This is a genomic window from Streptomyces sp. CBMA152, assembly GCF_014596475.1.
GTDB lineage: Bacteria > Actinomycetota > Actinomycetes > Streptomycetales > Streptomycetaceae > Streptomyces.
In genome coordinates this window covers 727,731-750,425 of the sequence record NZ_MECJ01000028.1, presented here as the reverse complement: position 1 = coordinate 750,425, position 22,695 = coordinate 727,731, and the positions used below count along the sequence as shown (strand labels likewise).

Genomic DNA, 22,695 nt, shown 5'->3' with positions numbered 1-22,695 from the left:
TAAGGCTCCCAGTAGACGACTGGGTTGATAGGCCAGATGTGGAAGCCTCGTAAGGGGTGGAGCTGACTGGTACTAATAGGCCGAGGGCTTGTCCTCAGTTGCTCGCGTCCACTGTGTTAGTTCTGAAATAACGAACAGCTGTGTTCATGCCAGCGTTCAAATTTCATAGTGTTTCGGTGGTCATAGCGTTAGGGAAACGCCCGGTTACATTCCGAACCCGGAAGCTAAGCCTTTCAGCGCCGATGGTACTGCAGGGGGGACCCTGTGGGAGAGTAGGACGCCGCCGAACAAATTTTGAGAAAAGCCCCGTACCGGGATCCGGTACGGGGCTTTTCTGCGTTTACCGGCGTTTAAGGTCGGACCATGCGCTACGACCTCATCATTTTCGACAACGACGGCGTGCTCGTCGACAGCGAGCCGATCTCGAACACGATCCTCGCGGGGTACCTCACCGAGCTCGGCATCCCCACCTCGTACGAGGACTCGATCCGCGACTACATGGGCTCCGCCATGCACCGCGTCCACGAACTGGTCGAGGAGCGGACCGGTCGGACGCTGCCGGTCGGGTTCGACGACACGTTCCACGCGCGCGTCTTCGCCGCGTTCGAGCGCGAGCTCCAGCCGGTGGCCGGGGTCGCCGACGTCCTCGCGAAGCTGGTCGCGGACGGGGTGCCGTACTGCGTGGCCTCGTCCGGGAGCCATGAGCGGATCGCGGTGGGGCACCGCACGACCGGGCTCGACGAGTGGTTCGAGGACGAGTGGATCTTCTCGTCGCAGGACGTCGGGCGCGGGAAGCCGGCGCCGGACCTGTTCCTGCACGCGGCCGCCAGCATGGGCGTCGAGCCCGCGCGCTGTGCCGTGGTCGAGGACAGCCCGCTCGGCGTGCAGGCCGCGCTGGCCGCCGGGATGGACGTGTACGGCTTCACCGCCATGACGCCCGCCGAGAAGCTCCAGGGCGCCCGGGGTTTCTTCTCCGACATGGCACAGCTGCGCGAATTGCTCGCGTGATCCATCTACCCAGGGGTAGGTCGCGGCCCTAAGCTCTGCGGCCATGACATCTGGGGGCATGACATCAGGGGGCGCGACTGACGCGCGCCTGCGGCACGGCCGGGCGTCCCTCGCGGGCAGCTTCTTCGCGCAGGGCACCGCATTCGCTCTCCTGGTGACCCGCATCCCGGCGATCCAGGACCAGTACGGGATATCCGACGGGCTGCTGCCCGCGTTCCTGGCCGCCGTGCCGGTCCTGGCCGGCGTCGGCAGCGTCACCACCGAGCAGCTGGTGAAGCGCGTCCCGCCGAGCGTCGTGCTGCGATGGGTGCAGCCGGTGGTGATGCTGGCACTGCTCGGTGTCGCGGCCGGGGACCGGATGTGGGAAGTGGGGCTCTCGCTCGGCGTGTTCGGTCTCGCCGTCGGCGGGCTCGACGCGTCCATGAACATGCTGGGGATCAGCCTCCAGCGCGCGTACGGGCGCAGCATCATCCTCGGCTTCCACGCCACCTGGAGCCTCGGCGGGATCTGCGGCGCCTCGCTCGCGTGGGTGGGCGCGCACTGGGATCTGTCGCTGCTCGTGTCCTATCTGCCGGTCGTGATCGCGCTGCTGCCGCTGTGCCTGGTGGGGAGCCGGTGGTACGTGGACGGGGAGGCGGCGGAGAGCGACCCCGCCACGGCAGAAGGCGCCCAGCCCCTCGTCTTCCGGCTGCTGCTGCCGCTCTGCCTGGTGATGGCCTTCGCGTACATCGGGGATTCGACCGTCTCCAACTGGAGCGCCAAGTACCTCCAGGACGTGCTCGGCAGCTCCGAGCAGCTGTCGACCGTCCCGTACAACGTCTATATGGTCACCACGCTGCTCGGGCGCGCCGCCGGGGACTACGGGGTGCGGCGGTTCGGGGCGGTGGCCGTGGTGCGGGTGGGGACGGTGGTGGCGGGGGCCGGGTTCGCGGTGGTCGCGGCGGCGCCGGGGCCGTGGGTGGGGATGCTCGGGTTCACGCTGCTCGGGTTCGGGCTGTGCGTGATCGTGCCGCAGACGTTCGCGGCGGCCGGGCGGCTCTTCCCGCACGCCTCCGACGCGGCGGTCGCGCGGCTGAACATCTTCAACTACGTGGGCTTCCTCGTTGGGTCGCCGCTGGTCGGCGGGCTGGGGGACGCGTGGAGCTATCGGGGCGCGATGCTGGTGCCGATGGTGCTGGTTCTGCTCACCCTCGTGTACGCCAAGTCGTTCGGTGCTCAGGGCGCCCGATACGGTGGCGGACATGAGCGGCCGCGCACTGTTGATGTGGGATGACGCCGTCACGGCGTACGACTTCGGACCGAGCCATCCGATGGATCCGGTACGGCTCTCGCTGACCATGGGGTTGGTGCGGGCGTACGGGCTGGACAAGGTGGTCGACGTGGTGGCCGCGCCGCCCGCCGGGGACTCGACGCTGCGGCTCGTCCACCGGGAGGACTATGTGGCGGCCGTGCGGGCCGCCTCCAAGGACCCGTCGGCCGCGGACCAGGCGTACGGGCTCGGGACGATGGACGACCCCGCGTTCGCCGGGATGCACGAGGCGTCCGCGCTGATCGCGGGGCAGTCGGTGGGGGCCGCCGAGGCGGTGTGGCGGGGGGACGCGGCGCACGCGGTGAACTTCGCGGGCGGGCTGCATCACGCGATGCCGGGTGGGGCGGCGGGGTTCTGCGTGTACAACGACGCCGCGCTCGCCATCGCGCGGCTGCTCGAACTGGGCGCTGAGCGGGTCGCGTACGTGGATGTGGACGTGCACCACGGGGACGGGGTGCAGGCCGCGTTCTGGGACGACCCCCGGGTGCTGACGATCTCGCTGCACGAGCATCCCCGGCTGCTGTTCCCGGGGACGGGGTTCCCTTCGGAGACCGGTGTGGACGGTACGGCCGTCAATGTGGCGCTGCCGGCCGGGACCGGGGACGAGGGGTGGCTGCGGGCGTTCCACTCCGTGGTGCCGGAGCTGCTGGCCGAGTTCCGCCCCCAGGTGCTGGTGACGCAGCACGGCGCGGACACGCACTTCGAGGACCCGCTGGCGCATCTGGCCGTCTCGCTGGATGCCCAGCGGGCGGTGCAGGAGGCTTGCCACGCACTCGCGCACGAGCATGTTCTGGGCGGGAAGTGGGTGGCCCTGGGGGGCGGGGGATACGCCGTGGTGGACGTGGTGCCGCGGTCGTGGACGCATCTGGTGGGGGTGGCCGCGCATGCTCCCGTGCCGCCGGAGTCGGTGATCCCCGCGTCGTGGCGGGACGAAGTGTTCGCGCGTACGCGGCAGTTGGGGCCGGGGCGGATGACTGACGGGCGTTCTGTGCTGTGGCGCGACTGGGAGTCGGGGTACGACCCTGCGGATGCGCTCGATCAGGCGATCGTGGCTACTCGGCGGGCGGTGTATCCGTTGCGGGGGTTGTTGGCTTAGGGGGGATTCCCCACCCCGCCCCTTCCCGAAAGCCTCCGGCGGATGTCGTTCGTCTGCGGACCGTATGTGGCTGATCGCGCAGTTCCCCGCGCCCCTAGGTAGTTAGGGGCGCGGGGAACTGCGCGAGTAACCCAGCACGGTCCGCAGCCGAAGAACCAGCTGCCCGGCCGAGGGATTTCGGGAAGGGGCGGGGTGGGGAAAAACCGCACATTACGCCAACTGTGCGGTCTCCGGCCCGATTCCGCCCCCCAAGCCCCCCATTGCGAGAGCATCGACCCCGTGTTGAGTACCGGGGCGCTTCGGGCGCACTTGTTGGCTGCTCGGCTGGCCGGGCCCGTGGCGACCTCTCGGGAGGAGAGCCTGCGGAGCTATCGGCTGTTCGCGGCCCGGGACCCGCGCGTCACGCTCGGGCTCGACCCCGAATGGGGGTGGGGCGAGAGGGACTTGCTGCGGCTGATGGCGGACAAGTGCGGGGTGAGCCCGGACCCGGCGCATGTGTCCGGGCCCGACGTCATCGACCCCGAGCGCACCCTCGCGGGCCTCGACGCCCTCGCCGGACGCATCCGCGAGGTGGCCGATCGGCGCGGAGCCGTACTCTTCGGAACCGGGCATCCGCACCGTCTGCTCGCCTTCTACGCCGCTCTCGCGGACGCTTTGTCGGCGGCCGGATGTGATGTCCTCACCCCCGCGCAGGGGCGATGTGTCGACATAACGACCCGGTTCGGGGTACGCACGTACAACCTTGACTACGTACGGGGAGTCGCGCTGGTGCGCGAACCCGGCGCGCGGGGCGCCGGGAGTGCGACCGGCGCGCATACCCATTCACCGCTGCCGGTTCGGGTCGCTCTGGGGGCCGCGGCGGGGCTCCGGGGACGGCTGCCGGACCTTGTCGTGGGAGATCACGGATGGGTCTGCGGGGCAGGTCAGCTGGGTATTGAGGCAGTCGGCCTGGCCGATACGGACGATCCCGCACTGTTCGTCGGAGAGGCCGAGGGGCGGGTGTCCGTAGCCGTTCCGCTTGATGACGCTGTGCGGTCTGATTACTACCGGCCGCTTACTCGCTATGTACTCAATCGAGCGTGTCTGTCACAGTAGGCGGCCGTTGGTAGCTCCTCTTCCCCACTCGCACCACCCGCCCCTAGTCTGGGGAGTGAGCGCACAACGACGAAGAGTCACCGGAGGGGAAGCCGGTGCGCGTCGGGTGCGGAAGGTACAGGTGGGTCATGGCTGCTGATCAGAGGCCTCTGAACGAGGTCGTGTTCCTGACCGTGGCGGAAGTCGCCTCGGTGATGCGAGTGTCGAAGATGACCGTGTACCGCTTGGTGCACAGCGGTCATCTCCCGGCGATCCGGGTGGGCAGGTCCTTCAGGGTCCCCGAGCAGGCGGTTCAGGAGTACCTCCGAGAGTCCTTTGTGGGGGTGGAGACAGCCTGACGGCGTCCTCGGTTACGACCTCTCCGCTCTGGCGGGTAGGCTAGCCCCTCGTAGGTCGTGTGGGCCCAGACGCCCCGCACCGAGTGAAGAGAAGTGAGCGAGGGTAGTCGTGGGCTCTGTTATCAAGAAGCGGCGCAAGCGGATGGCTAAGAAGAAGCACCGCAAGCTGCTCAAGCGCACCCGCGTTCAGCGTCGCAACAAGAAGTAAGCGACAGCTGTACGTGGTCCCGCAGCCCTTCCGCCGTTCCGGTGGGAGGGCTGCGGTGCGTTTCGGCGCGCATATCCCGGACGCTCTTCCCGCCCTGATGTCCCGCCCGCACTTTTGCGCTCCCGCATTCGCCGCCCGCGTTTTCCCGGGCCTCACTTTCTCGGCCATGCGACGCCACGCGGTCATCACCAGGCAACACGCAGCCGCTACGGTGGCGCCTAGGTGCACCTGAAGGCCAGAGGAAGGCAGCTGATCTTGGGGAAGGTCGTGCTCGTCACCGGAGTGGCCCGGCAGCTCGGGGGCCGACTCGTGCGGCGGATCCAGCGTGATCCGGAGGTGGACCGGGTGATCGGCGTGGACGCCGTCCCGCCCGGCCACCATCTGGGCGGAGCCGATTTCGTACGGGCGGACATACGGCAGCCCGCCATCGCGCGCGTGCTGGCCGAGCACGCCGTGGACACCGTCGTGCACATGGACGTGACCGGCACGCCACTGGGCGCGGGCGGGCGGACGTCGGTCAAGGAAACGAACGTCATCGGCACCATGCAACTCCTCGGCGCGTGCCAGAAGTCGCCGACCGTACGCCGTCTCGTGGTGAAGTCGAGCACCAGCGTCTACGGGTCGGCGCCGCGCGATCCGGCCGTTTTCACCGAGACGACCCCGCCGAAGTCGCTGCCGAGCGGCGGCTTCGCGAAGGACGCGGTCGAGGTCGAGGGCTATGTGCGCGGCTTCGCGCGGCGCCGTCCCGATGTGGCGGTGTCCGTGCTGCGGTTCGCGAACATCCTGGGGCCGTGCGCGGACTCGCCGCTCGCCGAGTACTTCTCGCTGCCGCTGCTGCCGACGGTGTTCGGGTACGACCCCCGGCTCCAGTTCGTGCACGAGGACGACGTGATCGACGTCCTGCGCATCGCGGCCCACGACCCCCGGCGCGGGACGCTCAACAGCGGGACCTTCAATGTGGCGGGCGACGGGGTGCTGCTGCTCTCGCAGTGCTCGCGGCGCCTCGGCCGGCCGACCGTGCCGGTGTTCCTGCCGGCGGTGCGCTGGGTGGGCCAGGCGCTGCGGTCGGTCGGGGCGAGCGACTTCTCGCCGGAGCAGATCCGGCTGCTCACACATGGCCGGGTGGTCAGCACCGCCCAGATGCGCGACACCCTGGGCTTCGAGCCCAAGTACACGACGGCGGAGACGTTCGCCGACTTCGCGCGCAGCCGGGGGCCGGGGCTGCTGCCGCCGGACGCCCTGGCCAGGGCGGTGGACCGGGTGGCACATCTGCCCTTCCGGCCGTTCACGCCGCCCGCCGTCCCCGCAGTTTCCCCTGTCGCCACTCCCGGAACGGAATGAGGAGCTCAACCACGATGGCGGACGCCAAGGTCATTCCGTTCGACGACGACCGTTCGCGCACCGGTGCGCAGCGCCCGGGCCGGCGTCGGCCCGGCGGGCGGCGGGGCACGGCCCCCGAGGCCGCCGGTGCCCCGGTGAGCGCCCTGCCGGGCCAGCAGGCGCTCCCGGGGCCCGAGTCCGGCCCGGAAGGCCGGGAGGCCGGGCAGGGGCCGCAGGGCGCCGCTGACGACCGCGCCGGACAGCGCCCCGTCCCGGATGCCGGGGGCCGCAGCGGCGAACGGGGCGGCTGGGACAGGAGGGTCGCGGGCGGGCTCGCGTTCCTGCGGCGGCGGATCACCGGCGAGTACGACGTCGACGAGTTCGGCTACGACAAGGAGCTCACCGACCAGGTCCTGATGTCCCTGCTGCGGCCCTTCTACGAGAAGTACTTCCGGGTCGAGGTGAAGGGCGTCGAGAACATCCCGTCCGAGGGCGGGGCGCTCGTCGTCGCCAACCACTCCGGGACGCTCCCGCTGGACGGGCTGATGATGCAGGTCGCCGTCCACGACCACCATCCGGCGGGGCGGCATCTGCGGCTGCTCGCGGCGGACCTGGTGTTCATGCTGCCGGTCGTCAACGAGCTGGCCCGCAAGGCCGGGCACACCCTGGCCTGTGCGGAGGACGCCCAGGCGCTCCTGGAGCGCGGCGAGGTCGTCGGGGTGATGCCGGAGGGCTTCAAGGGCATCGGCAAGCCGTTCAGCGAGCGGTACAAGCTCCAGCGGTTCGGGCGCGGCGGGTTCGTGTCGACGGCGCTGCGGGCGGGGACGCCGATCGTGCCGTGCTCGATCGTCGGGGCGGAGGAGATCTACCCGATGATCGGCAACTCCAAGACGGTGGCCCGGCTGCTGGGCATCCCGTACTTCCCGCTGACGCCGACGTTCCCGTGGCTGGGGGCGGCGGGGCTGGTGCCGCTGCCGACGAAGTGGACCATCCAGTTCGGCGAGCCGATCCCGACGGACGGGTATCCGCCGGAGGCGGCCGAGGACCCGATGCTCATGTTCAACCTGACGGACCAGGTGCGCGAGCAGATCCAGCACACGCTCTACAAGCTGCTGGTGCAGCGGCGGTCGGTGTTCTTCTGACGGTTCTTCGGTTGACGGTTCTCCTGACGCTGGTACGTGTCAGGGGTGACGCCGATACGTGTGTGGGGCGCCCGGGTCGCAGGGGCGCCCCACACACGTAACCGTTACTTCGCGTCCTCGCCGTGCAGGCCCAGGCCCGGGAGCAGGCCGGGGAGCAGCGGGGGCAGGGTGACGTCCGGGACCGGCGGCTTGGCCGGGGTGGTGCCGGGCGTCGACGGGGTGCCGTTCGACGGGGGGTCGAGCAGGCCGCCGGTGTTGCCGCCGAGCAGGCCCTCGTTCGCCTTGGTGCCCGAGCTGGACGGCTGGGGCCTGGCGTCGCCGCCCGCCGTGCCGTGCGTCGGGGCGGACGAGGAGGGGGCCGGGCGGGCCGTGTGGCTGATGGAGCCGGAGGGTGTCGTGTCCGTACGCCCGTGCGTCCGCGTCTTGGCGTGCGGGAGCATCGAACGCAGCGGCTCGACTTCCTGGTCTATGGCCACGAAGACCGAGGTCACCTGGTCGCCGACGTCGGTGAGCTGGGTCGGCAGCTTGTCGCGGAGCTTGCTCCAGCTGTCGCGGTGGGACGCGGCGAACGACGACAGGGCGGCGATGGGGCCGAGCGAGCCGTCCTTGGCGTAGGCCGCGTGCAGCAGGCGGTGGCCTTCGGTGACGTCGTGCTGCATACCGCTGAGCGCGCGGCGGACCTCGCTCAGCTGCTCGTGGTCGAGGTCGCCGGCGCGGCCGCGCTCCATGAGGCGGCGGGCCTCGCTCAGCCGGGTGGAGGCCTGGTCGAGGTAGATGCGGCCGCGGTCGGTGTCGTCGTCCGCGAGGTTGAGCTTCAGGTCCTCCATGCCGCGCTTCAGCCCGTACAGCGAATCACCGGGGAGGGCGTCGGAGCTGGCAGCGGCCACTCCGCTGAACGCGCCCGCGGCCACACCGATGCTGAGGCCGCCCGCGGCGATGCCCTTCGACCAGCGGGAGCGGGGGCGCAATTTCCGGAGCGAGGTCGCCCGGTGGGCGCCGCGACCGGTCCGCTGCTCGGGCACCAGAGGGTCGGCGGGCACACCGCCCGCGGCGAACATCTGCTCCATGGCGGCCACGAGCAGCGCCCGCTGCTCCACCTTCACCTGCGGCTCCAGCTCCGGTTTGGGCAGCTCGCCGAGGACGCCCGCCAGGGTCAACAGGTCGGCTTCCGCCGCCTGTTGGGCCGGGGCGGCCGGGGTGGCTGGTGGCTGCTGGGCCGCCGAGGCTTCTTCCAGGGCCTGGGCGAAGGCGTTCGCCCGCCGGTGCGCCGATACGTTCGCGATCACTGGCGGCACCTCCTCTCGTCATCACGGTCGACTCCCCAAGGGGCCTGGAAGGTTGCACGTCTTGAGCACATCCACACGATCGAGTGAGCGGCGGTGGACATGACGTGACCACAGGGAGCCTGCATCCGGCACAACGACGGACGCGGCACTTGGGTTACGGACGAAGGATGATCGGACCACACAGTGATCGAGGCATCACTGAGCGCTCACCGTAGGTGAGTTGAGGTGTTCGCCGGGTGTCTTCGTGGGGGGTGTCCGCCCGGGGTCAGCGGGCGTCTTCCGGGAGGAGGCGGGCGAGCGTGCGCACGGCCCGGTACTGGAGGGTCTTGATCGCGCCCTCGTTCTTGCCCATGACCCGCGCGGTCTCGGCGACCGAGAGGCCCTGGAGGAAGCGCAGGGTGACGCACTCCTGCTGCTGGGGGTTGAGTTTGCGTACGGCTTCGAGCAGGGCGGCGTTGGAGAGCGACTCCAGGACGGAGTCCTCGGGGGAGCGCTCGACCTCGTTGGCGTCGAGCATTTCGCCGGTGGTCACTTCGAGGCGGAAACGGCTCGACTTGAAGTGGTCCGCGACCAGGTTGCGAGCGATCGTGACCAGCCAGGCGCCGAAGTCGCGCCCCTGCCAGGTGAACGTGGAGATCCGGCGCAGGGCGCGCAGGAAGGTCTCGCTGGTGAGGTCCTCGGCGGTCGCCTTGCCGCCGACGCGGTAGTAGATGTACCGGTACACAGTGTCGCTGTACTGGTCGTACAGCCGTCCGAAGGCCTCGGCCTCGCCCGCCTGGGCGCGCTCGACGAGGTCCATCATGCGGGCGCTGTCGCTGTCCGCGCTGGGGCGGCGGGCGGTGGGCGTCGCGGACGTGCCCGTGCCGCGGCCGCCGCTCCGTCTCCCGACAGCCGCGCCCCCGTCGGCCAGCGCGTAGCAGGCACCGAAGGGTGAGGCGGTGGCGAAGGCGGGGGCGGTGGCGTACGCGGTGGGGACGAAGCCGCGCAGACGGTCGAGGACCGCTGCGCGCAGCGTAGCCAGGCCCGAGGCGTCAACCCCGACGTGTGGGTACACGGGACTCCCAGAGGCAGAGCTTCCATCACGTGCAGTGCGGGACCGTTCACCCGCCGTGGCGATGTGTGGGTTCCGGTATGCGTCTGAGGAGAATAACGCTTCGTGCAGGGAGCGCTACACCCAGTTGCTCAAATCGTCGATTCCGTCGCTTCTGTTACGTCTATGGGGCGGAACAAGTAGCGGATTGTGAGCATGGATTGACTGAGTGCTGATCGAAAATGATCGGGTGGTCGGTGTGATGTGGCCGAGTGCGGGGGGTGGGGGTGGTGGGGTGTGTGGCTGGGTATGTGGCGTTGGTTTGCCCCACCCCGCGCCTCTAGGCAGTCAGGGGCGCGGGGAACTGTGCGACCAGCCCCCACCGGCCCGCAGACGAACGACATCCGCCGGGGGCTTTCGGGAAGGGGCGGGGTGGGGGAACTATCGCCTGCGGCGATGCAGCGCCACGGCCGCCGCCGTACCCCCGGCCAGCGCGCCGACCCCGGCCGCCGCCGGAATGCCGACCTTCGCCGCCTTCCGCCCCGTCCGATAGTCCCGCAGGCGCCACTCCCGAGCCCGCGCATGCTTGCGCAGCTTCGCGTCGGGGTTGATCGCGTACGGATGCCCCACCAGGGACAGCATCGGGATGTCGTTGTGCGAGTCGCTGTACGCGGCGCACCGCGTGAGGTCCAGGCCCTCCGCCGCCGCCAGCGCGCGTACAGCCTCCGCCTTCGCAGGCCCGTGCAGCGGTTCGCCGACCAGCCGCCCCGTATAGACACCGTCGACCGACTCGGCGACCGTGCCGAGCGCACCGGTCAGCCCCAGCCGGCGGGCGATGATCGTCGCGGTCTCGACCGGCGCGGCCGTCACCAGCCACACCTTCTGCCCCGCATCCAGATGCGCCTGCGCCAACGCGCGCGTGCCGGGCCAGATGCGGTCCGCCATGTACTCGTCGTAGATCTCCTCGCCGATGGTCATCAGCTCGGAGACGCGGTGGCCCTTGACGATGGAGAGAGCGCTCTCGCGCGCGTCCTGCATGTGCTCGGGGTCCTCGACCCCGGCGAGCCGGAACCACGCCTGCTGCCAGGCGAACCGTGCGAGGTCGCGGCGCTGGAAGAACTTCCGCTTGTACAGGCCCCGCCCGAAGTGGAAGATCGCCGCGCCCTGCATCACCGTGTTGTCGAGATCGAAGAAGGCGGCTGCCAGTGAGTCCCCGACGACGGGGAACTCCGGCTCCGACGGCGCTCCGACCGCTGCCGCCGCTGCTTCCGCTTCCGCCAGTTCCGCGAGTTCCTGCGAGGACTTGCGGGCTGCCTCGGCTGCGGCCTCGCCGGCCAGCACGCTGCGTGCTGTCGCCGAGCGCCTACGAGGGGTGAGCCATCCCAGTACGGCCATGTCGTGAGCATAGCCAGTCTGTTCGGTCGCACCCGACACGCCGGGATGCGATGGCGTGAACTCTCCGAGACCGGACTGTTAAACGGGCAATCCGCAACCAATCAGGCATAGGGATGGGAGCCTGCCGCCCCACGGCGGAGAATAGGGCCCATGACTCCCTTGTTGCGCCGCACCAAGAAGCCCTCCCCGAGCCCCGTCCGCCCCGCCGACCGGCTCGTCACGCTGATCGGGAAGCCCGGCTGTCACCTCTGCGACGATGCGCGTGCCGTCGTCGAGAGCGTGTGCGCCGAGACCGGTGCGGCGTGGGAGGAGAAGGACATCACCGAGGACGAGGCGCTGCACAAGGAGTACTGGGAGCAGATTCCGGTTGTCCTGGTCGACGGCGCTCAGCACACCTTCTGGCGCGTGGACCCCGCGCGTCTCAGGAGTGCACTGGGAGCCTGAAGCAACGAACTAGGGTGTCGGTGGTAGTTGTGGTTACCATCGAGGTCGTTTTGTCGCGTTCGGGGGTGACATCGTGGAGAGGTGTGTACGGTTTTGCCCCCTTCGGGACTTCAACGGTCCGACCTCGTCGTCGGTTCCCGGAAATCGGCACCGGTTCGCGTGAGCCCGGTCACTTTGCTCGGACAAAGCGGACACCATCTTTGTGCACGCGTTCACAAAGACATAGCCTGCATTCGACGGGGCGGTCCTGGGACACATGGCCGCCTGCCTCGCTCATCCCGCAGGAGCACCGTGGCAACTGGCCGAACTCACCGACCGGCGACCCGTAGCCGAGGAATCCCCGAGGCCACCGTCGCCAGGCTTCCGCTGTATCTGCGTGCGCTGACCGGACTGTCGGAGCGCTCCGTGCCCACGGTCTCCTCCGAGGAGCTGGCCGCAGCCGCGGGGGTCAACTCCGCGAAGCTGCGCAAGGACTTCTCGTACCTCGGTTCCTACGGGACCCGGGGCGTCGGCTACGACGTCGAGTACCTCGTCTACCAGATCTCGCGCGAGCTCGGGCTCACCCAGGACTGGCCGGTCGTCATCGTCGGCATCGGTAACCTCGGCGCCGCCCTGGCCAACTACGGCGGCTTCGCCTCCCGTGGCTTCCGGGTCGCCGCGCTGATCGACGCCGACCCCGCGATGGCGGGCAAGCCCGTCGCCGGTATCCCGGTCCAGCACAGCGACGACCTGGAAAAGATCATCACCGAGAACGGTGTCTCCATCGGCGTCATCGCGACCCCGGCGGGCGCCGCCCAGCCGGTGTGCGACCGCCTGGTCGCGGCCGGGGTCACCTCCATCCTGAACTTCGCGCCGACGGTCCTGTCGGTGCCCGAGGGCGTCGACGTGCGCAAGGTCGACCTCTCCATCGAGCTGCAGATCCTCGCGTTCCACGAGCAGCGCAAGGCCGGTGAGGACGCGGCGGCCGCCGAGGTCGGCGGCGTCTCCGAGGTAGTGGCGCCCGCGGTGCGCGGCGGCGCCGCCGTGGACCGGAAGGGACCCGACGGGGACATGCCCGCCGTGATGCCGGCATGAGCCTCCTGGTCGTCGGTCTCAGCCACCGCAGTGCCCCGGTGAGCGTCCTTGAGCGGGCCTCTCTCTCGGCGGAAACGCAGGTCAAGCTGTTGCAGGACACCCTGGCCGCGGAGCCCGCGGCCGAGGCTGCGGTCCTCGCCACCTGCAACCGCATCGAGCTGTACGCGGACGTGGACAAGTTCCACGCGGGCGTCGCCGAGCTCTCCACGCTGCTCGCCCAGCACAGCGGCGTCGGTCTGGAAGAGCTCACTCCGTATCTCTATGTGCACTACGAGGACCGGGCCGTCCACCACCTCTTCTCGGTGGCGTGCGGGCTGGACTCGATGGTCGTCGGCGAGGGCCAGATCCTCGGCCAGATCAAGGACACGCTCGCGCTGGGGCAGGAGCTCCACACCGCGGGGCGCCTCCTGAACGACCTGTTCCAGCAGGCCCTGCGGGTCGGCAAGCGCGCCCACAGCGAGACCGGCATCGACCGGGCCGGACAGTCCCTGGTCACCTTCGGCCTGGAGCAGCTGGCCGCCGGGGAGCCGGTGGAGTCCTGGGCCAAGGGCAAGCGCGCGCTGGTCATCGGCGCGGGCTCGATGTCCTCGCTCGCCGCAGCCACGCTGGCGCGCGCCGGGGTCGCCGAGGTGATCGTCGCCAACCGCACGCCCGCGCGCGCCGAGCGCCTGGTCGAGATCCTGGCCGAGTCGGGCACGCCCGCCCGCGCCGTCGCGATGGCCGACGTCTCGCGCGAACTGACACGAGTCGACGTGGCCGTCTCCTGTACGGGAGCGACCGGTCTGGTCCTGACGGCTCAGACGGTCGCCGAGGCCGTCGGCGTCGCGGCCCCCGAGGCCCCGGCCGCCGCCCCCGAGGGCTGCCCGGTCGACTTCGCGTCGCCCACCGCCGCCTCCGGCGCGGGCCTCGCCGCGTACACCGCCGTCACCGAGGCCGCCGACGGCGCCCGGGCCGACGAGGCCGAGGTCGACGTCAACTCCCTGGAACTGCACGGCAGTTGGGTCGACAACGCCACCGGCACCCGGCCCGCGGCCCCCCGTATCCCCGCGCAGACCGGGCCCGTGCGGCTCGCGCTGCTCGACCTCGCCATGCCGCGCGACATCGACGCGGCCGTACACCGGATTCCCGGTGTGCGGCTCGTCGACATCGAGTCGCTGGCCGAGGCGTCCGCCGACGCGCCGATGGCGGCCGACGTGGACCAGGTGCGCTCGATCGTCTCCGACGAGGTCGCGGCCTTCGGCGCTGCCCAGCGCGCCGCCCACATCACGCCGACCGTGGTCGCGCTGCGCGCGATGGCCGCCGACGTGGTCGCGGGCGAGGTCGCACGCCTGGAAGGACGCCTTCCGGACCTCGACGAGCGCCAGCGCGCCGAGGTCACCCAGACCGTGCGCCGTGTCGTCGACAAGCTGCTGCACGCGCCGACCGTGCGCATCAAGCAGCTCGCCGCCGAGCCGGGCGGCGCCGGGTACGCGGACGCGCTGCGCACCCTCTTCGACCTCGACCCGGAGACGGTCGCCGCCGTGTCCCGGGCCGATCTGAACGACGCCGATGCCAAGAACCGAGGGCGGTCATGACCGAGAAAGCACTGAGGCTCGGGACCAGGCGCAGCATGCTCGCCATGGCCCAGTCCGGCCAGGTGGCCGACGCCGTACGGCAGTTGACCGGCCGTCCGGTCGAGCTGGTGGAGATCACCACGTACGGCGACACCTCGCGCGAGCACCTGGCGCAGATCGGCGGCACGGGCGTCTTCGTGACCGCGCTGCGCGACGCGCTGCTGAACGGCGAGGTCGACTTCGCCGTGCACTCGCTCAAGGACCTGCCGACCGCGCAGCCCGACGACCTGGTGCTGGCCGCCGTGCCGGTCCGCGAGGACCCGCGCGACGTGCTGGTCGCGCGCGACGGGCTGACGCTGACCGAGCTGGCCGCCGCGAGCGAGGGCCGTCCGGTCCGTATAGGCACCGGCTCGCCCCGGCGCATGTCGCAGCTGAACGCGTACGCGCGCAGCCACGGCCTGGCCGTCGAAACCGTGCCGATCCGGGGGAACATCGACACCCGGATCGGATTCGCGCACAGCGGTGAACTCGACGCGGTGGTACTCGCCGCGGCCGGGCTGAACCGTATCGGCAGGATCGGTGAGGTGACCGATTTCCTTCCGGTCGACACCATGCTGCCCGCCCCCGGCCAGGGGGCACTGGCGATCGAGTGCAGGGCCGTTACCAACGGCCAGAACACAGCCCTCGCCGCCGCGCTCGCCGAGCTCGACGACCCGTACACCCGGGTCGCCGTGACCGCCGAGCGATCCCTGCTCGCCGCCCTGGAGGCCGGCTGTTCCGCACCTGTGGGTGCGTACGCCGACCTGTTGGCCGACGGACAGGTTGTTCATGAGATGCGCCTGCGCGGCGTCGTCGGTACCACCGACGGCTCGACGCTGGTGCAGCTGTCCATCACCGGTCCCGTACCCACGTCGCACGACGAAGCCGTGGCACTCGGTCGCGAACTCGCGGTCGAGATGCTTGCCAAGGGTGCGGCCGGTCTTATGGGGGAGCGAGCACTTTGAGCCCCACCAACTCCTCGAACCTTCCCGCCGTCTCCGCGCACGGGTGCGTCACCTTCCTCGGTGCCGGCCCAGGGGACCCGGGACTGCTGACGCTGCGCGCCGTGGAAGCGCTCGCGTCGGCCGATGTCCTGATCGCCGAGCCGGCTGTGCTCGACGTGGTTCGCGCGCATGCGCGGGCAGGTGTGGACACGCCTCAGCTGACGGTTGTTGACGACACGTCAGCAACCGTTGCCGTCCCCGTTTTGCGGGACGCGGCCAATCTTGTCATGGAGGCCGCGCGCTCCGGCAGGCGGGTCGTCCGTGCCGTCTCCGGCGACCCCGGCCTCGACGGCAGGGCGGGCGACGAGATGCTCGCCTGCGCCGCCGAGGGCATCCCCTTCGAGGTCGTGCCCGGTGTCGCGACGGCGGTGGGCGTACCCGCGTACGCCGGTGTCCCGCTCAGCGACACGACGGGCGCCGACGTCCGCTTCGTCGACGCGCGCAGCGCGAACGACCGCTGCTGGACCGAGGTCGGCGCGAGCGACGGCACCGTCGTCGTCTCCGCGACCCTGGAGACGGTCGCGGCCGCCGCCGGTGAACTCGTCGCGGCGGGCCGCAAGCCCGACACCCCGATGACGGTCACCGTCGCCGGTACGACGACGCGCCAGCGCACCTGGAACGCGACGCTCGGCTCGGTCGCCCAGGTCCTCAAGCAGGCCAAGGTGCTGCCCTCGCCGGACGGGCACCAGCCGGTGATAGCCGTGGTCGGTGAGCGCAGCGCCGCGGCGCAGCGCGACCGCCTGTCGTGGTTCGAGTCCAAGCCGCTGTTCGGTTGGCGGGTGCTCGTGCCGCGCACCAAGGAGCAGGCGGCGTCGCTCTCCGACCAGCTTCGTTCGTACGGCGCGGTGCCGCACGAGGTCCCGACGATCGCCGTCGAGCCCCCGCGTACGCCGCAGCAGATGGAGCGCGCGGTCAAGGGCCTGGTGACGGGCCGCTACGAGTGGATCGCGTTCACCTCGGTCAACGCGGTGAAGGCCGTCCGCGAGAAGTTCGAGGAGTACGGTCTTGATGCGCGCGCGTTCGCGGGCATCAAGGTCGCGGCGGTGGGTGAGCAGACGGCTGCCGCTCTGGTGGAGTTCGGCGTGAAGCCGGACCTGGTGCCGAGCGGCGAGCAGTCGGCGGCGGGCCTTCTTGAGGACTGGCCGCCCTACGACCCGGTCTTCGACCCGATCGACCGCGTCTTCCTCCCGCGTGCGGACATCGCCACCGAGACGCTGGTGGCGGGTCTGATCGAGCTGGGCTGGGAGGTCGACGACGTCACGGCGTACCGCACCGTGCGGGCGTCGCCGCCGCCGGCGGACACGCGCGAGGCGATCAAGGGGGGCGGCTTCGACGCGGTCCTCTTCACCTCGTCGTCCACGGTCCGCAACCTGGTCGGTATCGCGGGGAAGCCGCACAACGTGACGGTGATCGCGTGTATCGGTCCCGCCACGGCGAAGACGGCGGAGGAGCACGGTCTCCGGGTCGACGTCATGGCTCCGGAGCCGTCGGTGCTGAAGCTGGCGGAGGCGTTGGCGGAGTTCGGCGCGGCGCGGCGCGCGGCGGCGGTGGAAGCGGGCGAGCACGTCACCCGCCCGAGCGAGCGTCGCCCGGGCGCGAGGCGCCGCCGTACGACCTGACCGGTCGGGGAACTGTTCGTCTGCGGACCGTGCTGGGTTGCTCGCGCAGTTCCCCGCGCCCCTACAGGAGGGCCCGAAGGGCCCATCTAAGGGGCGCGGGGAACTGCGCGACAAGCCCCCACCGGCCCGCGGCCGAACACGGGGCCCCGGGGCGGAGCCCCCGGGACAAAGCCGTCCGCACCCGGGCGTAGCGTGGTGGCATGACCTACGGATCCTTCCCCGGTGCCCGCCCCCGGCGGCTCCGCACCACCCCCGCCATGCGTCGAATGGTCGCGGAGACCAGGCTGCACCCCTCCGACCTCATCCTCCCCGCGTTCGTACGCGAAGGGGTCGACCGCCCCGTCCCCATCAGCGCCATGCCCGGCGTCGTCCAGCACACGATGGACACGCTGAGGAAGGCCGCCGTGGAGGCCGTGGAGGCCGGGGTCGCCGGGATCATGCTCTTCGGGGTGCCGGAGGACGAGAAGAAGGACGGCGCCGGTACCGCCGGTACCGACCCCGACGGCATCCTCCAGGTCGCCATCCGCGCCGTCCGCCAGGAAGTCGGCGACGACCTCGTCGTCATGTCCGACCTGTGCCTGGACGAGTACACCGACCACGGCCACTGCGGCGTCCTCGACGCCGACGGCCGCGTCGACAACGACGCCACCCTGGAGCGCTACGCGGAAATGGCCCAGGTCCAGGCCGACGCGGGCGTCCACGTCGTGGGCCCCAGCGGCATGATGGACGGTCAGGTCGGCGTCGTCCGGGACGCCCTCGACCAGACCGGGCACGAGGACGTCTCCATCCTCGCCTACACCGCGAAGTATTCGTCCGCCTTCTACGGGCCCTTCCGCGAGGCCGTCGGCTCCTCCCTCCAGGGGGACCGCAAGACGTACCAGCAGGACCCCGCCAACGCCCGCGAATCGCTGCGCGAGCTCGCCCTCGACCTCGAAGAGGGCGCGGACATGGTGATGGTCAAGCCCGCCGGGCCCTACCTCGACATCCTCGCCAAGGTCGCCGAGTCCGTCGACGTCCCCGTCGCCGCGTACCAGATCAGCGGTGAGTACGCGATGATCGAGGCCGCCGCCGAGAAGGGCTGGATCGACCGCGACCGGGCGATCATGGAAACCCTGACGGGGATCAAGCGGGCCGGTGCGAACATGATCCTTACGTACTGGGCAACGGAAGTCGCCCGGGGGTTGTAGCACTACGAGGGAGCTCGCATGGGGGAAAAGTCGCTGGACGTCCGGGACTTCTCGGATGTCACCGACTACTACACGCCGGTGGACAACGTCTTCGTACGGGCCCATCTGGGCGTCCCGGACCTTGAACCCGCCGCTGAGCTCGCCGACTTCGACTGGACGCTGTCGGTGGAGGGGCTCGTCGAGAACCCCTTCACCATCAGCCTCGCCGACGTACTCGCCCTGCCCACGCGGAAGTTCACCGCGGTCCACGAGTGCTTCGGCAACCCCTTCGTGCCGGACGTGCCGACGCGCGCGGTGGCCAACCTGGAGTGGACCGGCACCCCGCTGGTCCCCCTCCTGGAGCGCGCCAAGCCGCTCGCGTCCGCCCGCCACGTGTGGTTGGAGGGCGCCGACACGGGATCTTTCGACGGCGTGGACGGGCTCTCGTATCTCAAGGACCTGCCGTTGCAGGCGGCAATGGACGACGTCTTTCTTGCACATCGCATGAATGGCGAGCCGTTGACCGTCCGCCATGGATACCCGCTACGGGCCGTCGTCCCGCGCATGTTCGGGACCAACTCGGTGAAGTGGCTGACCCGGATCATCGTCTCCGACGAGCGCCCGGACCATATGTTCACGACGCGCTTCTACACCCGGGTCTTCCCCGGCGAGACCGTAAGCGTCCCCGTACGCGAGATCGACGTCAGCAGCAAGATCCTCAGTCCGCAGGACGGGGATCAACTCCCCGGTGGAAAGCTTGAGTTGATCGGGCGGGCCTGGAGCACCACCGAGGTGGTGTTGGTCGAGGTGGGGGTCGACGACGGGCCCTGGGAGCCTGTCGTCGATCTCGAACCCGCCGGGGTCGATCCGGCCTGGCAGCCGTTCACCGTCACCCGCGAGCTGACCCCGGGCGAGCACACCGTACGTATACGGGCCACCGACCGCGCGGGGCGGATTCAGCCCCCGCCGGGGCTGCGCAACTCGATCCACGAGATCACGGTCACCGTCCCGGCCGTCCCCTAGCGAGGGTGATGGTTGCGGTGCGGCAGGGGCATCGGGATCGGTGGGCCCTTGGGGTGGCCGGTCGCCGCGTCGAGTTCGATGACGGTGAGCGTGATGTCCGAACTCGCGTACAGGTACGTGCCCTTGGGGTGGACCACGACGCCCGTGCAGTCGAGGATCGCCGCGTTGCGTACGGGCTCGGGCGCGGCCTCCTGGCCGAAGGTTCCGTCGGCGGCGAGGGGGACCCGGTAGACCGTTCCCGTGCCCTGTTCGGTGAAGTAGACGCACCGCGCGCGTGGGTGGACCGTGAGCGGGCCCGGGGCGATGGTCAGCTTCCAGAGGGGGAGCGGGCCGTCGCCGTCCGCGCCGCCGTCGTCCCGTAGCCGCAGTACGCCCAGAGCGCGGGCCTGAGGGTCGCCCACGTACAGGTGGGTGCCGTGCGGGTGGACGGCCAGGCTCTTGTGGCGGGGGCCGCCGAGCCAGGTGAGCACGGTCTCGCCGTCCTGCGGCCGTCCGTCCGTACCCAGGTGCAGCCAGGAAACGGGCGCGCTCTCGTCTTCGTTGGCGACGTACAGGCACGCGCGCGTGGGGTGCGCCACGAGCGCGCCCGGCCGCCGCGTCAGGGTGACGGCCTGCCACCCCGTCCCGTGCCGTGGCCGCCCGCTCCGGTCGAGCGACTGCCACCCCAGCACCCGCCGCCCGGGATCGGCGTCGGTGAGGTACACATACGCGCCCGTGGGGTGCACGGCCACCCCGTGCGGCCTTCTCCCGGCCGTCCACTCGGCCGGCGCCTCCGGGCGCCCGTCGTCGCCCAGCGCAATACGGTGGACCCCGTGCGGCCCGCCCACGAAGAGCCAGTCGCCGCCGGGGTGGACCGCGAGGGCCTGTACGACGGTCGACCCGCTGTACTGCTCTTCGTTCTGGCTCACGCCTCAAGGAGTACCGACCCCGAGGGCGTGTCGTCGCGCGCGGCGCGGCCGGGTCACCCGGTCAGCGCACGCCCGTGACGAACGACGACCAGGTGGAGGGGGTGACGGTGAGGGAGGGTCCGTCCGGGTTCTTGGAGTCCCGGACGTGTACGGCGGCGGGGTGCGCGCATACCTCGACGCACTCGCCTCCGTCGCTGCCGCTGTGGCTCGACTTGTGCCAGTCATAGCCGACTTCGAGGCAGTTGCCGCCCTCCTCGCTGCTGTAGCTGGATTTACGCCAGGTGTACGCGACTTCGAGGCAGTTGCCGCCATCGCTGCCGCTGTAGCTGGACTTGAACCACTTCAGTCCGGCGCTCATTGCTCTCCTAGCAAACGGTCCAACAGGCCCTTGCTGTCCTCGGGGTTGAGGGCCTGAGTCCGCAGCATTGCATACCTCTGCGCCAGGATGCTCACTTCGTCGGGATCAGAGATGATCTGGCTGCCGCGCTGGGTTTCTGCGTAGCCGAGGTGCTGGTGTTCCGGAGTTTCCAGGAGGACGAACGGGCCGTCGAGCGCGGCATGGGACTCCCTGCCGATCGGCATGATCTGCAAGGCGATGCCGGGCAGATCGGCGCAGCGACGGAGATGCTGTATGGCCCCCACGTACACCTCGTCGCCGCCGAGACGGTCCATCAGCACCGCTTGGGAGATGACGAAACTTACGGTCGGCGGGTCCTTGCGGTGCAGGATCTTCTGGCGCAACAGCCGCGTGTTGATCTGAGTGTTGAGCTCCTCCTCGCTGAACGCCGGGACCCGGCTCCGGAACACCGAACGGGCGTAACTCTCCGTCTGGAGCAGACCCGGCAGCACCTGGTTCTCGTAGAAGGACAGCGCCATGGCCTCCCTCTCCAGGTCGAGGTACTGCTCCGCCCAGGCCGGGATCAGGTCGACCTCCGGCAGGTTCTCGACCGCCGTCTCCAGGACTTTCCTGGTGCCCAGGATGGCGTCCAGCTGCTCCGCCAGATCAGGTTTCAACGCGCGTCGGCCCTGCTCGATCGAGGCGATCGTCTCCTCGTGCAACCCGGCCCGCTGGGCGAGTTCGCGCTGGGTGAGCCCGGCCAACTCCCTGAACAGCGCCACCAGGGCGCCCACCATCCGCATTGCTGACGCGTTCTTGCGACGCCGCCGCCGATTACTTGGGTGCATGCCTGCGAACTCCCCGTGCCCGTACGTCAGTTACGCGTATCCAGCCCGTACAAAAAATCTGTACGGGTCGGCGCACTGCATCACGCTAATCACGCTCCGTAACCCTCGTCTCATGAACGAGAACGGACAACCCCTTCTGGTGACCGAGCGGTTCTGGCTGCGGGAGCGGCAATCGGTGCGGGCGGCGCGGGAGTTCAGCCGTCGGGCGATCGACGGGTGGGGGATCGGCGGGCGCGCCGACGACGTACTGCTGTGCGTCAGTGAACTCACCACGAACGCGTTGATCCACGGCGTGCCGCCCGGGCGCGGGTATCTGCTGAGGCTCGCGCTGTACGCGGGCGGGCTGCTGAGAGTGGAGGTGCACGACAGCGGCGGCGGGACGCCCCGGGTGCCGGAGTCGGCGGACGAGGGCGGGCGGGGGCTGCTGCTCGTGGCGGCGGTGGCGGACAAGTGGGGGGTGGGGGAGCGGCGGCCCGGAAAGGTGGTGTGGTGCGAGTTCGGGCCGCGCATGATGATCGGCGGGACGGCTGGAGGGAGCCAGGATCATGGCAGTTGATTCACAGGAGATACTCGCGCGCCGGTTGTGGGCGGCGGTCGAACCGTTGCACGGCATCGTGTACTTCGCCGAGGAGTCGGTCGAGGCGCTGCGGCGGCTCGGGCTCAAGGGCTACTACATGGGGTACTTCGCCGGGCGCCTCTGCCCGGTCGGTCCCCTGGACGCGCCCGCCGGGCACGCCCTGTCGTTCGCCTTCGCGCCGGGGAGGGTGGCGCGGGCGCTGCCGGACGCGTGGACGTACGCGTCGCCGGAGGAGGTGCTGGCGGCGCGGCTGGATGCGGTGTCGGCGGTGTTGGGGAGGGCGTTGCCGCCGTCTGCCGATGTCGTACGACTCACTCAGGTGCTGGAGAGTGCGGCCGAGGGGTGTACGTACGAGGGGCGGGTGCTCGCAGCCGCCTGGTCGGGGGTGGCGCGGCCCTCCGATCCGCTCGCGCGGCTGTGGCTGGCGGCGACGGTGCTGCGCGAGCACCGGGGGGACGGGCACGTCATGGCTCTCGCCCAGCACGGGTTGGGCGGGCTGGACGCCGGGATCACGCATGTTGCCGCTGGTGGGGCCACGCGGGAGCAGATTCAGACCACGCGGGGGTGGAGCGAGGAGGAGTGGGAGGCGGGGGTGTGGCGGCTGCGGGTGCGGGGCCTTGTGGACTCGGCGGGGCGGCTGACGGCGGAGGGGGCACTGGTGCGTGAGTCGGTCGAGTCGGCGACGGACCGGCTGGCGGTGGGGCCGGTGGCGCGGCTTGGGCCGTCTGGCGTCGAGGAGGCGGTGGCGCTGGCGGCGCCGCTGAGCCGTCACCTCATGGACACGGGGGTGATGCCGGTGCCGAATCCGATCGGGGTGCCGAGGGCGTGATCGGTGGGTGGACGGGCATGTGCAGGGTGCACTGAAGTGCGTACGCT

Annotated in this window: 23 protein-coding genes and 2 rRNA genes; 19 read left to right on the top strand and 6 right to left on the bottom strand. The window is 70.5% G+C overall.

Annotated elements, in window-relative coordinates; genetic code table 11:
* The 10 genes from BG418_RS26990 to BG418_RS26945 form a co-directional block, all read left to right on the top strand.
* A 23S ribosomal RNA gene (locus BG418_RS26990) occupies positions 1-96 on the top strand; the annotation flags it as partial.
* A gap of 76 nt (positions 97-172) precedes the next feature.
* A 5S ribosomal RNA gene (gene rrf / locus BG418_RS26985) occupies positions 173-289 on the top strand.
* Between the two features lie 74 nt (positions 290-363).
* The gene (locus BG418_RS26980; RefSeq protein ID WP_188276540.1) at positions 364-1,008 is read left to right on the top strand and encodes an HAD family phosphatase; all 645 of its coding nucleotides are present in this window, start codon (positions 364-366) and stop codon (positions 1,006-1,008) included.
* A gap of 43 nt (positions 1,009-1,051) precedes the next feature.
* Entirely contained in the window at positions 1,052-2,281 is a 1,230-nt protein-coding gene (locus tag BG418_RS26975) for an MFS transporter (RefSeq protein ID WP_223185373.1), read from the top strand.
* On the top strand, positions 2,250-3,413 hold the full coding sequence (locus BG418_RS26970) for an acetoin utilization protein AcuC (protein ID WP_188276538.1): 1,164 nt from the start codon (positions 2,250-2,252) through the stop codon (positions 3,411-3,413). The genes BG418_RS26975 and BG418_RS26970 overlap by 32 nt, the downstream gene beginning before the upstream one ends.
* 279 nt (positions 3,414-3,692) lie before the next feature.
* Positions 3,693-4,508, top strand: a complete 816-nt coding sequence (locus BG418_RS26965) for a phosphatase (RefSeq protein ID WP_188276537.1) — start codon at positions 3,693-3,695, stop codon at positions 4,506-4,508.
* A 128-nt stretch (positions 4,509-4,636) separates the two neighbouring features.
* A complete protein-coding gene (locus BG418_RS26960) occupies positions 4,637-4,846 on the top strand; it encodes a helix-turn-helix domain-containing protein (protein WP_159047648.1) in 210 nt (69 codons plus the stop codon).
* A 109-nt stretch (positions 4,847-4,955) separates the two neighbouring features.
* Positions 4,956-5,054, top strand: a complete 99-nt coding sequence (locus tag BG418_RS26955; RefSeq protein ID WP_003948845.1) for a 30S ribosomal protein bS22 — start codon at positions 4,956-4,958, stop codon at positions 5,052-5,054.
* A 255-nt stretch (positions 5,055-5,309) separates the two neighbouring features.
* Positions 5,310-6,395 carry an NAD-dependent epimerase/dehydratase family protein gene (locus BG418_RS26950; RefSeq protein ID WP_188276536.1) on the top strand — a complete coding sequence of 362 codons (1,086 nt, stop codon included), beginning with the start codon at positions 5,310-5,312 and terminating at the stop codon, positions 6,393-6,395.
* 14 nt (positions 6,396-6,409) lie between these two features.
* Positions 6,410-7,516: a lysophospholipid acyltransferase family protein gene (locus BG418_RS26945; protein ID WP_188276535.1), complete on the top strand. Its 1,107-nt coding sequence runs from the start codon at positions 6,410-6,412 to the stop codon at positions 7,514-7,516.
* A 104-nt stretch (positions 7,517-7,620) separates the two neighbouring features.
* Here BG418_RS26945 and BG418_RS26940 read toward each other — a convergent pair whose 3' ends face one another.
* From BG418_RS26940 to BG418_RS26930, 3 genes are all read right to left on the bottom strand, one after another.
* Positions 7,621-8,802: a DUF5667 domain-containing protein gene (locus BG418_RS26940; RefSeq protein ID WP_188276534.1), complete on the bottom strand. Its 1,182-nt coding sequence runs from the start codon at positions 8,800-8,802 to the stop codon at positions 7,621-7,623.
* Positions 8,803-9,067: 265 nt separating this feature from the next.
* On the bottom strand, positions 9,068-9,856 hold the full coding sequence (locus BG418_RS26935) for an ECF subfamily RNA polymerase sigma factor, BldN family (RefSeq protein ID WP_188276533.1): 789 nt from the start codon (positions 9,854-9,856) through the stop codon (positions 9,068-9,070).
* 417 nt (positions 9,857-10,273) lie between these two features.
* Positions 10,274-11,227, bottom strand: a complete 954-nt coding sequence (locus BG418_RS26930; protein WP_188276532.1) for an HAD family phosphatase — start codon at positions 11,225-11,227, stop codon at positions 10,274-10,276.
* A gap of 150 nt (positions 11,228-11,377) precedes the next feature.
* On the opposite strand from BG418_RS26930, the gene BG418_RS26925 reads away from it, so the two are divergent.
* From BG418_RS26925 to BG418_RS26895, 7 genes are all read left to right on the top strand, one after another.
* Entirely contained in the window at positions 11,378-11,671 is a 294-nt protein-coding gene (locus BG418_RS26925) for a glutaredoxin family protein (RefSeq protein WP_188276531.1), read from the top strand.
* A gap of 291 nt (positions 11,672-11,962) precedes the next feature.
* Positions 11,963-12,745, top strand: coding sequence for a redox-sensing transcriptional repressor Rex (locus BG418_RS26920; RefSeq protein WP_188276530.1), 783 nt, complete (start codon positions 11,963-11,965; stop codon positions 12,743-12,745).
* Positions 12,742-14,319: a glutamyl-tRNA reductase gene (locus BG418_RS26915; RefSeq protein WP_188276529.1), complete on the top strand. Its 1,578-nt coding sequence runs from the start codon at positions 12,742-12,744 to the stop codon at positions 14,317-14,319. The genes BG418_RS26920 and BG418_RS26915 overlap by 4 nt, the downstream gene beginning before the upstream one ends.
* Positions 14,316-15,302, top strand: coding sequence for a hydroxymethylbilane synthase (gene hemC, locus BG418_RS26910; protein ID WP_188276528.1), 987 nt, complete (start codon positions 14,316-14,318; stop codon positions 15,300-15,302). The genes BG418_RS26915 and hemC overlap by 4 nt, the downstream gene beginning before the upstream one ends.
* A complete protein-coding gene (locus BG418_RS26905; protein WP_188276527.1) occupies positions 15,299-16,960 on the top strand; it encodes a bifunctional uroporphyrinogen-III C-methyltransferase/uroporphyrinogen-III synthase in 1,662 nt (553 codons plus the stop codon). Before hemC ends, BG418_RS26905 begins: the two co-directional genes overlap by 4 nt.
* A gap of 200 nt (positions 16,961-17,160) precedes the next feature.
* Complete coding sequence (hemB, locus tag BG418_RS26900; protein WP_188276526.1) at positions 17,161-18,147, top strand: porphobilinogen synthase; 987 nt, start codon at positions 17,161-17,163, stop codon at positions 18,145-18,147.
* Between the two features lie 18 nt (positions 18,148-18,165).
* Positions 18,166-19,149 (top strand): molybdopterin-dependent oxidoreductase, encoded by a 984-nt coding sequence (locus BG418_RS26895; protein ID WP_188276525.1) that lies wholly within the window; start codon positions 18,166-18,168, stop codon positions 19,147-19,149.
* Here BG418_RS26895 and BG418_RS26890 read toward each other — a convergent pair.
* From BG418_RS26890 to BG418_RS26880, 3 genes are all read right to left on the bottom strand, one after another.
* A complete protein-coding gene (locus tag BG418_RS26890) occupies positions 19,146-20,057 on the bottom strand; it encodes a hypothetical protein (RefSeq protein WP_188276524.1) in 912 nt (303 codons plus the stop codon). The genes BG418_RS26895 and BG418_RS26890 overlap by 4 nt on opposite strands.
* Positions 20,058-20,118: 61 nt before the next feature.
* Entirely contained in the window at positions 20,119-20,415 is a 297-nt protein-coding gene (locus tag BG418_RS26885; protein WP_188276523.1) for a DUF397 domain-containing protein, read from the bottom strand.
* Positions 20,412-21,242 (bottom strand): helix-turn-helix transcriptional regulator, encoded by an 831-nt coding sequence (locus tag BG418_RS26880; RefSeq protein ID WP_188276522.1) that lies wholly within the window; start codon positions 21,240-21,242, stop codon positions 20,412-20,414. Before BG418_RS26880 ends, BG418_RS26885 begins: the two co-directional genes overlap by 4 nt.
* Before the next feature lie 112 nt (positions 21,243-21,354).
* Between BG418_RS26880 and BG418_RS26875 the strand changes: the two genes are divergently transcribed.
* Both BG418_RS26875 and BG418_RS26870 read left to right on the top strand, forming a co-directional pair.
* Positions 21,355-21,798: an ATP-binding protein gene (locus BG418_RS26875; protein WP_188276521.1), complete on the top strand. Its 444-nt coding sequence runs from the start codon at positions 21,355-21,357 to the stop codon at positions 21,796-21,798.
* Positions 21,788-22,648, top strand: a complete 861-nt coding sequence (locus BG418_RS26870) for an SCO6745 family protein (RefSeq protein ID WP_188276520.1) — start codon at positions 21,788-21,790, stop codon at positions 22,646-22,648. Before BG418_RS26875 ends, BG418_RS26870 begins: the two co-directional genes overlap by 11 nt.
* Positions 22,649-22,695 lie beyond the last annotated feature (47 nt).